Source organism: Kineosporia sp. NBRC 101731 (genome assembly GCF_030269305.1).
Lineage (GTDB): Bacteria > Actinomycetota > Actinomycetes > Actinomycetales > Kineosporiaceae > Kineosporia.
Genome location: NZ_BSTC01000009.1, coordinates 329,100 through 342,763 on the forward strand (window position 1 = coordinate 329,100; position 13,664 = coordinate 342,763).

The window sequence follows — 13,664 nt, forward strand, 5'->3', positions numbered from 1 at the left end:
TGGACATCACTGCCCAGATGCTGCTCACCACCGGTCGGAGTATCGGCGGCCACTGACTGCTAAGCAGGGCGGACCCGCCGCCCTGCTTAGCAGTCAGGCGAAATAGGCGGGAACCTCCTCGGTGCCCCCGCCTACCACCATGGCCCGGTCCAGGAAGCTGTTGCCGTTCTCGCAACTGACTTCCGGCAGCAGCAGACAGGAGTGGCATGCCGCCAGGTTGAGGCTGTCCGCCCCGGCAGCGTCGGCCTCCATGCACAAGGGGTCGGCCGAACACCATCGCTGGCGTTCCAGCAGGGCATCGAAAGTCCGACGGATGTTGCGCAGCTGGCCCAGTTCCACCAGCCCACCCAGACTGCCCGCCGCATCACTGGTGGCCGTGTAGATCAGCAGGCCTGCCGTCGTGTCCGATACGAACAGGCGCTCCCTCATCGAGGACGCCGGGTATCCGGCTTCCAACGACCACTCGTTGATCAGGGCGTGCGCGAGCGTATGCACCAGCACGAAGCGCGCAGTGACCTGGGACTTCGGCGCATCCTTGCCGGGCGGTGTGCGACGGGTCAGAAGCTCCTGATGCCGGTCGCGGATGCGCCGGGCCCGCGAGCCAGGAGCGGTCTGCTCGGCCCAGGCTCGGAGACGATCGTCGTTCAGCCGGAGGAAGACGCCCTCGCCGGAGACCTCGAAGCCGGGGAGCCATGGAAGTTCCTGCAGGGACAGCTTGGCCTCGCGGGAGCGGTCCTCGGCCGGCGAGAGCGCCTCGATCCTCGTGAACGACTTCAGTACCCGCACCTCGCGCAGTCGGTTCACGAGCATCACCTGCTCGATCCCGGAGGGCGGGGCGGCCTGATCATTCCCCTCGGGGGGTACGCACTCGAATATCTGGTCGAGGTCGTCCGGATCCGGTGTGCTCGGGCGTGAGAGCTGCTCGAACTCCTGTTCGCGCAGGACGTCGGCTGCTTCGAAACCGGACAGTGTGGAGGGGTCCGCTGCGTGTCCGGCTTCGAAGTCGGCGTAAGCCTTGGCTGCTTCGATGATTTCCTCGGAGGTGTACCTCAAGAGTCTCGGTTCGACCGTGCGGATCCGCTTGGCGGCGAAGGCCTTCTCATCGTCCGAGGTGTCCTTGAACCACTCGTAGTGTGGCAGCAGCGCGGCGTACAGCGTCTGGGAGAAAGGCGGGATCGACAGTGCGGAGGCGATCACCGGCAGCCAGACCGAGGATGAACCTCGCTGCAGCACCCGAGCGGGCCGGTCGCATCCCTGTTCGGCGGCGTCCCTGCCCAGCCACGGGCGCCGCCCGCGGCAGCGGTACCGGATTGCCTGCATGGCCTGACGTCCCATGGCGCCTTCCATCGAGGCGGACTCGCCGCATGAGCAGCCGATCAGGATGGACCGGAGCGCCGACGTCCGTCCGGTGGTGCTCAGCCTCAACCGGGACTTCGGGGAGTCCGGGCAGTCGGCCCCGGCGTGTACCCAGCGCCAGTAAGGAAAGTCGTCCAGGTGCCCGTTCTCACAGGCCACGACGAATCGTGACGGGGTCAAGGGCTCGCTGCACGCCGAACACGTGTTCTTGCCCGCCGGGGGAGCGAAATTCTTGCGTTCCCTCAGATTGTTCTCGCACCCTTGGCCTGTCTTGGGGTCGACCCCCGGGCAGGAGTACCACTCCGGGAACAGCCGGGCCCGGACACCGTCACCGTTCTCTCCGTCGGGAGGAAGGCGGAAGCCCCGGGGCGCCCGGAGCCTGGTCTCGAGGCGGAATTCCCGTAAGAACGGCTCGTCCGGCTGCGGTTGGGGCCAACTGTCCAGTCCGCTGACGACGTATGACTGCTCCCCGGCCGCCAGCATCGAACCGATGCCGTAGGTGGTGACGAGTTGGCTGCGGCGTACCTCCCCGACCTCACCGATGTGCTTGGACGATTTCTCTGCGGTCTGAAACTTCTTTCGCACGGCCATGTGTTCATCGCTCCAGGTAGACGGAGCACTCGACGTCGACGTCCCGCATGCTCCACATCGTGTCCTGCGCATGGACCAGGTCGTCGTCCTGGCCGAACGCCTTCAACAGGGCGGGGCCGCGTTGCTTCCCGTCCCACTTCTTGTACTCGGCCTCGTAGACCAGGGCATCCGATGCGGCCTGGTCCACCCAGTCCTGCAGGAAGAACTCCAGTTCCTCACGTACCGCATCGGCCAGCTTCTCGATCTGCTGCTCCTGGCTGAGGTTCGAGGACGTCCTGACCCGCTCGACGATCTCGTCGACGACCTGTCGCGCCTGGGGCAGGAAGTCGGCGATCTGCGCGGCAGCCCCGTTGGTGCGGGCAACTGGGTGGCGCACCCTCAGCAAGCCGACGAGGACCGCGTGCAGCGCCCGGTCGCGCGCCCGGGAGGCCCAGGGTGTGACACTGGTCGACTCCACCTGGCGGTAGAGCGCCGAGTGGTACCCGGCGAAGTTCTCGTAGTGCGAGCGGTCCCGCGACCTGTTGGAGTTCAGCATCACCAGCACCAGTCCGGGGTCGCGACGCCCGACCCGGCTGGTCGCCTGGATGTACTCGGCGGTCGCCTGCGGCTGGCCCATCACGGCCATCAGACCCAACCGTTCGACGTCCACGCCGACAGAGATCATGTTGGTCGCCAGCAAGACATCGATCACCCCCTGGCTGCCGTACTCCTCGAACAGCTCCTTGAGGTACTCGGGGATCTTGCTGGAGTCCTTGCGGCTGGTCAGCTCGGACAGGTTCTGGACCAGCCGCGTGTCGACCTGGTCGCGGAAGGCCAACTGCTGCAGGCGTTCGTCGACGTCGGAGTTGACCTGCAGTTCGGCGGCCGAGAGCAGGCGCAGGCTGTTGAAGTAGCCGACCAGGGTCCAGTAGGCGTCCCTGACGCGGTCGGGGCCCTCGAGCGTCTTGGCGTGGTGCAGCAGGGCCGCATAAGTGCGGATGAGCAGGGTCGCCTGGCTCGTGCTGGAGGTCATGACCCCGACGTACAGGCGCGTCGCCTTGTCCTCGCGGGATCGTTCGACGGCGAACCACGAGTCACGGGCATCGAGCCCTGCGGGCGGGAACTGTCGTACGCGACGGTCGAACAGGGCCCGCCCCTGTTCGTCGGCGCGACGGATGGTCGCGGTCGAGGCCACGATCTTGGGGCGCTCGGCCGCGATGTCCACCGCGGTTTCGTAGAGTCCGGCCAGCGACCCCAGAGGTCCTGAGATCAGGTGCAGCTCGTCCTGGATCACCAGCTCGGGCGGCGGCGTCCCTTCCGGTGCGCCGGCCCGGTTGAACAGGCTCGCCACCTCCCCGCGCCAGGCGACCTGGGCGAACTTGTCGGCCGTGGCGATCAGCAGGGTTGGCCTGGCGGTGTAGATCGTCTCGTCCACGACGTGCACCGGAAGGCCGTCGTGGAACGCGCACTGCGGGTTGGGGCAGGTGATGGACAGCTGACCCAGTTCGGCCAGCACCTGGTAGTCGGTGTGGTCCATCTCGTTGCCGCACCAAGGGCATGTGCGCAACTGGACGGGGTTGAGTTCGGTCAGCTGTTTGCGCTCGGCCAGGGCGGTAAGGCTCTTCTGCGCCTGCGCGAGCTTGTTGGGGGTGGCGGCCTTGCCCACCCACATGCCGATCGACATCTCCTCCTCTCCCAGGGACGCGGGCTCCCGGCGGCGTACATCCTCCATGGCGCAGATCAGTGCGGTTGCTCGCTCAAACTGCTGCAGGGTCAGCAGTCTGAGCGTATAGCGCATCAGAACGGTCACCCCGCCGCCGATCTGGGGCCGTCCGTGACGAGAGGCCCTGATCCTTCGCAAGAACGTCGTGAAGGCGACCAGTCCCAGGTAGGCCTCGGTCTTGCCGCCTCCGGTCGGGAACCACAGCACGTCGGCGATCTGACGGTCCTCGTGCTCCGGCTCAACGATGCCCCGCAGGCACAGCAGGAAGAAGCCGATCTGGAAAGCACGCCACCGGGGAGCAGCGAGGTCCGGCTGTCCCACGGCGCCGTCGCGGATCCACACGGTCCGGGCCCGTTGCTGGGCCATGACCTGGTTGCTCAGACGGAAGGCCTGCCATATCTCCGGACGGGTCTCGTCGCCGAGGATTTGGATGCCGATCTCCATCCTGGCCAGCGTCTCGTGGCAGGCGTCGACCTGTTCTTGCGCGACCCGGGCGAACCGGGAGCCCACCAGTTCGCGGTACTGGTCGGTGAGGTCCGCATTGATCCACGTGCGGTAACCGGCGACCAGCGAGGTGAGCGCCCGCAGTACCTCCGCCTTCTCAGCCTGCGCGAGCCACTGCATCCGGGGCACGTCGACCGCCGGGTTGGCATCGGTCAGCATGAGCTCGTGCAACGGCACGAGGGCGGTGGAGACCTCGGCGCAGTAGGCCGTCCCCCCGACACCTGCCTGGCCGGGGGCCGGGGGGTCCCAGGTCCACCTGGCGGCGCAGGCGTGCCCGACGGCGAACAGCGGTGCATGTCGGTAGAACATGTCGCTGCGCAACGTCTCGTCGTCGGTAGCGGCAGCCCGCGGACGCTCGGCCAGCGCCGGGGTCCCACCCTCAAGGGTGACCACGATCTGCGGCTGAAAGAGGCAGGCGCCGTCCATGAGGACGTCGCGGGCGACCTTGGCCCGGTTGATGAGCGAGACGGTGACCGAGACGATCCCGTCCAGCGCCGGTCGGCACCTGACCCTGACCTCGGCCTCCACATCGGGGAACGGGAAGGGCTGGTCGCCCGGTGTCGTGACGTCGACCGAGAACGTCCCGGGGGTCCACGGGCGCCTGCGCCAGCGGTACTGGGAGGTCTCGGTGGTCCGGCGCTCGGCGCGTCGTGGCTCCACCCGCTCGCCGTCGCTGTTGACAGCCTCGTAGCGGCCTGCGCTCACGGTGAGCAGCACGCTGCCGGCCCGGGCCAGATCAACCGCAAAGGTCAGACCCAGCGCCGAGGGCAGGACCCGGTTGGCCAGTGGGACCGCGTCGTCCACGACGTCGTCGCGCGACTCGTCGCCAGCTTTCTCGTCGAAGTCCTGTGCCGCGTTCTTGATCCCCCGGCCTGTGTCGGCCTGCGGGTGCAGGACACCGACGACGTAGGCGTTGGCTGGTTCCTCCTCGATCTGTTCGTGCTCGCCGCCGACCGGTCCGACCAAGTCTTCGGTCACCCGCTGTACCAGCTGCTTGCGGAAGCGGTAGTGCTCGCCGTGATCAGCCACGGTCGTCCTCCTCGGACTTGTCGAACGTGAACCGCGCCAGACCCGTGAGTCGTGGTGCCAGCCAGATCCCCGACGAAGCGAGGCCGGCCCGGTTACCGGCGGCCTCTCGTCCGGCGACGGTCTCCACCTGGGCGATGCGCACGCAGCGCAACGCTTGCGGGACGCGCTTGCCGCGCCCCAGCCACCGAGACATGTCACGCCCGAACTGCTCGGACGTGACGCCGATGCCCTGGCCGCGGTGAATGATCGAGTAGACCGGCCCTCCCGTCGGCTCGAGCCCGACGATGTTCAGGTCAACCTCGTCGCCTGCTGCCACCTCGTCCTTGAGGTACTCCTGCAGAGCGGAGGCAGAGCCCTCGAGCAGGTACGTGCCTGCGGGATCTTCGACGTGCACGTCACCCGGTCCGATCTGGAGTCCGGTCCGGAAATAGCTCTGCCTGCCGGTCCGACCCCATCGGTTGGTGCCAGGTGCTTGCCTGACCGCGAAGTCCCAGCCGGGCTTACGCAGCGCCAGACGCAGGATGTTCTCGCGAGCCCGGGTCAGACCGACATACAGCAGCCGTGCTTCCTCGGCCGGGTCCCAGTCCTCTCGGTCCGACTGCGCAGCTCCCGGGTCCGTCACGACGACCAGGTCGAACTCCAGGCCCTTGGCACGGTGCATGGTCGAGATGACCACGCCCCGGGCGTCCGGGTTCTCCCGCAACTCGTCCGGAAGGCGTTGCTGGGCGATGAGCTCGGCAAGTCTGGACAGGTCGAGGCTGCGTCGACCGGAGGCCGGTGCAACCCGCAGGAGGAGCCGCCACGCGGTTTCGATGTCGCCCGGTGATGCTAGGTCGTCGAAGGCCTCGCGGGTGAGGACCCGGACACCCGAACGGAACAACCGAGCGATCCAGGCCGGGACGGCCCGGTCCCGGAAGTCCCCCCGCAACTGATGCGGGACGCCTTGCTCGTGGAGAGCATCGGCGACCTGCAGCGCCTGCCCGTTCGTCCGGGTCAGGACCGCGCAGTCCGGCGTCTGACGCAGCAGGTCTGCCAGCATCGGTTCGTTCAGCGACTCGATCGAGAGCCGATCCTGGAGCACGTCCCGCAGGTCTGCGTAGAGCCGTGTCGGGGCGAGCGAGGACCGTCCCTCGGCCACCGCGAGCAACTGCGGCGCGAGGTGTAGCGCCGATCGTGCAGCCGTGGTTCTGGCGCGGAAGTTCTCGCTGAGTTCCAGCTCGAGCAGGTCGTCCCCGAACTCCTGGCGTAGGCCACGCAGGAAGGCGCCGGTCTCCGTCGCCCGTTGGGAGGCCTCGGTCTGGAAACCGTAGATGGACTGGGCCAGGTCGCCGACGACGGTGAAACCCAACTCCATTCGGTGCAACAGGGCCTCGACCAGAGATCTGCGGGCGCCCACGAGGTCCTGGGTCTCGTCCACCAGGACGTGCTGGATCTCGGACAGGTACTCGTCTGCTTCGCCGGAGCGAATCAGAAGTGTGGCCTGCGTAACCCGTTCCTCGAACGGACGCGAACTCCACGCGCCCTCCGGTGAGAGGTTCACCAGCAGTTCCAGCGCCCAGCTGTCGAAGGTCTTGGCGCGTGGAGGACGTTCCAGGCCGATGAAGGCCTGCTGCAACCGGGCCACAGCCGCTCGCGAGAAGCTCAACACCAGGATGTTGCCCGGCGAAACGTCTAGCTCGGTGATCAGCCAGTCGACCTTCCTGGCCAGCGTCGTGGTCTTGCCAGCACCCGCGCACGCCGTGACCACGGTCAGTGAGTCCGCCGGTAGCTGCACAACCTTCGCCTGTTCAGCGGTGAGCTCGACCTGCTCGTCGGGACCGGTCATCTGTTCCCCCACAGGTGGTCGAACTGGTTGAACGCCAGTTCCTTGCCGAAGTTCTCGATGTTGTCCTTCACGTCGAGGATCAGGCACTCCTTCTCGCCACCGTTGCGTGGCCCGCGCAGGCCCCGACCGATCATCTGCTGGTACCGGATCGGGCTGTAGGTCGGTCGGGCGATCACCACCGCCCGGGTCGCCGGGGCGTCGAATCCCTGGGCCAGCACGCCGTAGTTCGTCAGGACCCGGATACGTCGCTTGCGATAGTCGTCGATGCGCTGTCGTCGCTGTCCGTCCGGTGTGAAGCTGTCGATCACGCCCGAGGCGATACCGAGACCGTTCAGCTCCGCGGCCAGGTAGCGGGCGTGATCGACCGAGGTGGCGAAGACCAGGATCTGCCAGTTCTTGTCCAGGCCCTTGATCTCCTTAATCAGGGCATCGTTGCGCTCCTGGTCACGGCCCAGCTGTCGTTCGACCTCCGCCGGGAGAATTTCGAAGGTGCCGGCCTGATCGAGTTGTTCGGCCGACAGGCTCACGGTCCCACCGCGGATCTCCCGGTGCTCGACGTCCGCCAGAATGCCCTGCTCCCGCAGCGCTTCGTAGGGATCCACCCCGCCGAAGACGTCCTTGCCCAGGAGGCGGTCACCGAAACGCTTTCGTAGTGGGTCGGACTCGTCGTCGTTCGTACGATAGGGGGTGGCGCTGAGCCCGATGAGAGGCCGGGCCGTGTGCCGGTGACTGATCCCCAGCATCTCGAGGATCGACGTGTAGGTGCGCGAGATCGCCCGGTGCGCCTCATCGATGATCACGAAAGCGGGATGCTGGAGCCACTCGTAACCGGGCTGTTCCAGGCGCCGTACCAGCTGGGCATCGGTGGCCACGACGAGGTGGTAGTTCAGTTCGACCTTTGAGGCGTCCCGACCGCCCCAGAACCGGGCGATGGAAAGTTTCTCGGCAGGTCCCACCTTGGACCAGACGAACTTCCAGCTCTCCACGGCCTGCTCGCACAATTCCTCGGACTCGGCGATCCATAGGATCGGCCCTCGGAGGCGTTCCTGCTTCGCCACCCGGATAGCGGCCTCGACCGCGACGCGGGTCTTGCCGGCGCCGGTCGGCAATCGCAGCATGGCCCGGCTCGGGGTGTCGCGGGTGAGGACCTCCGCCATCTCCTGGGCGATGAGCTCCTGGTACTCGTACAGGCGGGGATAGGCCGTCGGGCCCTCCACCTCCTCGAAGTCAGGCACCTTGGGCGGTTCGAGGCCGGCGAACGACTCGGGCAGGCCCAGCTCTGCCACGAAACGACGGGTGCTGGTCTGACCGGTGAAGGAGCGCGGGGCATCGCCCACGCGCTGGACGATCTCCTTCTTGTGACGGCTGAGCAGCCCGTCACCGTGCGCGTCCAGAGACAGCTTCGCGACCTCGGCCGGTCGGGCCCTGCGTCCCGCGCGTCGCTCGTGCGACTCCAGCAGGCCACCGGGCAAACCGGCCTTCAGCGCCTCCTCGCCGACCAGCTCGAGGACCTTCTCTTCCCGTGACTCCGCGCGCATGGCACGGCGTTTGACGTCCGACTGCGCCTGACGGGCCTTGTGCTCCAGCACGGTACGACGACCGACGGCGCCCAGGCCCAGACCCAGTGCGGCATCAAGCTGCTGCAGAAGCTCCTCGTCGTCAGCGGGTTTCAGGACACGGACGACCTCGCCCTGCACGACGTAGGAGCGGTCCTCGGAGCGTTCACCGTTCGGGGTGCGCTTGATCTCCTGCAGGGCCTCGCACTTCACGACGGTGCGCCGTCCGACGAGGGACCCCTTCATCTGCAGGTAGGGAAACATCTCCAGGATCAGGACCGGTTCGGACTCGTCCACCGCCTGGATCCGCTTCTCGATCACCGAATCCGCGCTACGCATGCCCCAGGCCTCGATCATCCGGGCGGCGCTTTCGCCGTCGGGGGCCAGGAGCGCCGGCAGGCGCTCGGCCCGCAGCTCCTCGTACTCACCGGCGTCGCTGGTGACCGTGATCTCCTCGTCCGGGATCTGGTCGCTCCAGTCCTCGCCGACGCGGCAACGGGTGGCCACGCCTTCGGGCCAGTGCGTCGAGCCGGTCAGGGTCAGCGCGTAAGCCTGACCCACGAAGGCGTCGTCGGTGCTGGTGCCGGCTCTTTGCAACAAGCGTTCCCACACCCGGACGGGCACATCCTCCAGACGAGCAGGGAGCGAGAGGACCTCCGCCACCGCTGCAGGGATGTCGGCGACCGGCAGCATCGCCGCGTGCCGGGCCAGAACGGGTGAGACGCACTCGCGTACCGGCAGGACCCCTTCCTCCGTCTTGAGGTAGCCGTGCTTGCGGGCCATCCAGACCAGTGGCGAGGGCAGGGAGGCCGCCGTGCTCTTCTGGCGACCCACCTGACGTTTCCACCGTGCGATCAGGCCGCGCTCGGGCAGCGCTCGCAGGAAGGCGGCTCGGCCTTCAGGCGAGAGGCTGCTCAGGAAGTGCAACGGTCCCGCCGGCGCAGCCCCTTCGACCTGCATCGTGCTCACCTGAGGTCGGGGCTCGTGCGCGTCGAGGCTCGCCACGTACACCTTCCACGCGTACTCCCGATAGTCCTCGAACCAGGGCTCCTCGTCCGGTGTCTGCGCGTCCACGGGCCCGGTCAACGCGCCCAGGAGTCCCAGCACATGGCGATCGGCCAGGTGATGCCTGAGGTCGATGGTCAACGCCGAGTCCGCACCTCCGGAGTCCGGGACCACGACCCCTGGCAGGAGACACTGTCCGATCTCGCGGAACGTGCCCGCCAGCGTGGCCACCTTGAACCGGGCACGCTGCGTCGCAGGGATCCGCCCGATCAGGTACTGGAGCTGCTCGAGCGCCACGGACCGGGTCAGGCTCCAGAAGGCATCCCATTGTTCGTCGCTCCAGCCCGTGGTTCCCTGGTCGAGCAGCGCCGCGAGGCGACCAGCACCGTCCGCCTCCCGGATGCCGAGGACGTCGAGTGCGCTGCCGAGGCCGAAGGCCTGAGCGATCTCGTCGTGCACGTACACCAGGTCCTCGGTGAGGCCGTCGCCGATGCCCTGCCGACGGAAGACCTTGCCCCGTACCGGCCGCACCAGACCATGGTTGTGGGTCAGGACGATCTTGGCCTGCAACGCCTCGGCAGCCAACGGGCTGCCGGTGTTCACCATGCGCGCGACCATCTGGACAGCAACGCTCGAGGAGGCCGGTGCCTCGTCGGCGACCAGAGCCTGTAACCATTCGACGACGGACGCAGGTTCACGACCGGCTCGGCTCATGATCAGGTTTACCCGGGCGCGCCGGTCCGTTGTCTCGGTGAGGGGATGGGTCCAGTCCCGGGGACGATCCGGGTAGGCTGCCCAGGCCTTCAGATACTCGTCCAGAAGTTCTTTCGGCGGTTGGCGCAGTTCTGTCGGCAGCCGGAAGCGGCCGTCCTGGTCGATCACCGATGGTTCACGGGCTGCCCTCGCATAGATGGCGGCCGTCAGCCGTTCGTCAGCGAACTGGGGCGCCTCGCGGCCACGCCCTGGCAAGTAGTCCAGGTAGAGACCGGGGTCCTCCTCGGTGGCCAGCATGGGAAGTGAACCTACGACCAGATCGGCGGACGCCTGCAGCAGCTCCTCGTTGAAGGCGTTGCCGTCGAAGATGGCCTGGCGATCCTCCGAGGTCTTCCACGGGGCGTTGAGGATCCCGCGCAGAGTGGTGGCGAACTTGGTGGGGAAGTAGGACCAGAAGACGCCGCGGGTCCTACTGCGGGTCACCGGCACGGCCCAGGCGATCTCCACCTCGTTGCGGTTGTGCAGCTCGCCCGCAGCTTTCATGGCCTGCGGCCCGGGGCGGTGCCGGTGACGGAAGACCTTCCAACGGTGCGTGGCGGCGTCGCCGTTGGCCTGCTCCTCCTCCAGGTCCGTCGAGACACCACTGACCTTCTGATAGATCTGTCGCGTCACCGGTGCGCGTCCACTGCGGTCCTCAAGGATGACCGACCCCACGTGGGGGGAGAAGAGCAGGAACTCCGCAGGAAACTGCCGCAGGTCGAGGGCGAGGCGGGGGACGGCGTCCGCCTTGAGCGGCAGGTGCACCACCGTGGTGGCCCAAGCCATCAACTCGTTCAGGACAGGGTCCTGGGCCCGCCGGGCGTCGACGTCCAAAATCTGCGCCATGCGCAGGACCGGCATCTCGCTCGCGTCGGGGGCTATCTGCAGGATCGCCTCCCGCGACCAGGCCCGGTGAAAACCGAAACCGAACGAACCCTCCGTGTCCTTGCTGAAGAACTGGGGAGCGTCGGTCACGGTGAGAACGGATTTCACCCCCACCCCGAAGCGGCCGATCTGCCCTCCGCGTTTGCGCGAGACGCTCAGCCGGAGAATGGACTCTGCCCCCTCGGGGGTGACTGGATCGCCTTCGTTGGCGCAGTAGAGACTGTGGGGCGTCAGGACGACGTGAATGGCGCCCAGCTCGGTATTGCGCAGCTCGTCCGCGCCGTTCTGCACCAACTCGAAAATCTGCCGGTCGCCGTAACCGCCCTGGGAGATGCGCCGCTCGCCGTTGGCATGTTCCTCGATCAGTCCCGGGTCGGCCGTATACGACGCCAAAACCCGCTCATTTTGTTCGGCCACAACGTCCAGAACACGCCGGAACCCCTTGTTGCCCGCACCGCCCACGACCCGCGTTCTCCTCTCACCTGCACCGTGCGGTGCACGCTAATGCTGGGCGCCGACAAACTGGTCTGCTGGTCACGTCGATCGCTCAACTACTCCGATCGGGCATCCCCGCCGACGGCTTGATCGGCCGTATGAGTCGCACAGCCACGACCGTTCAGGGATCGAGTCATGACGTTTCGATTCTGTCCCTTGGAGGGCCACAGTTGACCACTCATTCGAGGTTATTGTTCGGAAAGCTGGCAGATGCGTACTATCGGACGCGGTGGGTCACTATCCAGCCGGCGGCGCCCCGGTGGAGAGGTACGAACGTCCGTGACTGATGTCTACGAACAGAGCTTGACCCTGCAGTTCGATCCTCTGACGATCGAGCACCTGGGATACAAGATGTATTCGCACCTGCCCAACGCTCTGGCCGAGTTGATCGCGAACGCCTACGACGCTGACGCCACCTTGGTACGGATCATCCTGGCGGAGAGTCCGGACTCACGGTCGGTGACGGTGGAGGACGACGGTCACGGCATGTCCGTCAGGGGCCTGAACGAGAAGTACCTGCGGATTGGACGCAACCGCAGGGTGCTCGGGGAGCAGCTGTCGGAGTCCGGTCGCCGACGTGTGGCCGGCAAGAAGGGCCTCGGAAAGCTGGCGCTGTTCGGGATCGGCGAGACGATCGAGCTGCGGACCCGGCGAGAGGGATCGCCCCAGGAGTCGCTGGTCCGGCTCGACTGGTCGGAGATCAAGAACTCGACCGGGAACGTCTACCACCCGCAGCTTTCGAGGGTCGAGGCCAGCCGGGCGACGTCGGGTACCGTCGTAACTCTCAGCAACCTGCGTCGCCGCACCTCGGTCGTGGCCCAGGATCTGGCGGTCAGCCTCGGGCGGTTGTTCATCTATCGGGACAACGACTTCCGCATTGAGGTGGTCGACGCCGGCGGCCGGACCCACCACGTCGACCGCCGTTCCCGGATGGACAACCTCGAGCGCGACGCCGAATGGAGAGTTCCGGACGACCTGCCCGCTGAGCTCAAGGCCCGGCTGCCGGACGCGTCCGTGACCGGGCGCATCGTGGCGACTGCCAAGCCGGTCCCGGTCGAGCAGCGCGGTCTGGCCCTGTACGCGCACGGGCGCCTGGCGAACGAACCTGAGTTCTTCGGTGTCTCCGAGTCCAGCTACGCCTTCTCTTATCTGACCGGGTATTTGGAGGTCGATTACATCGACGAGCAGGAGGCCGACGTCATCTCCACGGACCGTCGTGCGATGAGCTGGGACAGCGGATCCTCCGCCGGCCTGCGCGCCTTCCTGCAGGACTTGCTGCGGTGGATCGCCCACGAACGCCGCACGGCCCGTCGCACGGCAAACCGCAAGCGACTGGTCCAGGAGCACGGGGTCGACATCGACGCCTGGACCGGCACCATCAAAGGGCCTGAGAAGGAGGCCGTGCAGGATGCGGCCGAGATCCTGACCTCGGCTGACTCGGTCATCGGGGACAAGGACCGCTCGTCCCTGATCGAGAGCCTGCGCAAGATCGCACCCGAGTACGCGGATCTTCACTGGCGGCACCTGCACCCGAAGATTCAGCAGGCGGCGGAGAACTTCTACCGGATCGAGTACTACCACTCGGCCCTCACTGAGGCCGCGAAGCGTTACGTCAACGACCTGCGCGAGCGCACCGGCCTGAGCGGTCTCACTGCGACTCAGATCGTCAACCAGTCGCTGTCCGAGGGAAACCTGAAACTTGACGTCTCAGCGCCTTTTCTGGCAGAAGGCTTCGACAAGAACACCTTGGACAGCATGCGCGAGGGGCAGTTCCAGTTGTCGAAGGGAGCGGTCTCGGCCTTCCGGAATCCGTTGGCGCACGAGGAGGAACAGCGTCTGCAGGCGGCCGGTGCCCTGACGGCGCAGGACTGCTTGGACGGCCTGAGTATCATCTCGCACCTGTACCGGCGGATGGAGGCAGGCTCCCCGTCAGCGAGCGAAACCTAGGCGGAGCCAACCCTGG

The 13,664-nt window shown here is 66.9% G+C and carries 5 protein-coding genes; 1 reads left to right on the top strand and 4 read right to left on the bottom strand.

Translation table 11 applies throughout. From position 1 onward, the window contains the following. Nucleotides 1–93 precede the first annotated feature (93 nt). From drmB to QSK05_RS24310, 4 genes are read right to left on the bottom strand one after another with little or no spacing between them, the layout of a single operon-like run. Complete coding sequence (gene drmB, locus QSK05_RS24295; protein WP_285599614.1) at nt 94–1,947, bottom strand: MrfA Zn-binding domain-containing protein; 1,854 nt, start codon at nt 1,945–1,947, stop codon at nt 94–96. Between the two features lie 4 nt (nt 1,948–1,951). After that, on the bottom strand, nt 1,952–5,182 hold the full coding sequence (locus tag QSK05_RS24300; protein WP_285599615.1) for a helicase-related protein: 3,231 nt from the start codon (nt 5,180–5,182) through the stop codon (nt 1,952–1,954). Continuing rightward, the gene (locus QSK05_RS24305; protein WP_285599616.1) at nt 5,175–7,007 is read right to left on the bottom strand and encodes a UvrD-helicase domain-containing protein; all 1,833 of its coding nucleotides are present in this window, start codon (nt 7,005–7,007) and stop codon (nt 5,175–5,177) included. The genes QSK05_RS24300 and QSK05_RS24305 overlap by 8 nt, the downstream gene beginning before the upstream one ends. Next, nucleotides 7,004–11,599: a DEAD/DEAH box helicase gene (locus QSK05_RS24310; protein ID WP_285599617.1), complete on the bottom strand. Its 4,596-nt coding sequence runs from the start codon at nt 11,597–11,599 to the stop codon at nt 7,004–7,006. Before QSK05_RS24310 ends, QSK05_RS24305 begins: the two co-directional genes overlap by 4 nt. 381 nt (nt 11,600–11,980) lie before the next feature. Between QSK05_RS24310 and QSK05_RS24315 the strand changes: the two genes are divergently transcribed. Then, nucleotides 11,981–13,648 carry a TIGR02391 family protein gene (locus tag QSK05_RS24315; RefSeq protein ID WP_285599619.1) on the top strand — a complete coding sequence of 556 codons (1,668 nt, stop codon included), beginning with the start codon at nt 11,981–11,983 and terminating at the stop codon, nt 13,646–13,648. The last annotated feature ends 16 nt before the right edge of the window (nt 13,649–13,664 follow it).

Excerpts from the sequence above, each read along its gene's own strand:
- QSK05_RS24305 (WP_285599616.1), bottom strand. The coding sequence starts at position 7,007 with ATGACCGGTCCCGACGAGCAGGTCGAGCTCACCGCTGAACAGGCGAAG.
- drmB (WP_285599614.1), bottom strand. The coding sequence starts at position 1,947 with ATGGCCGTGCGAAAGAAGTTTCAGACCGCAGAGAAATCGTCCAAGCAC.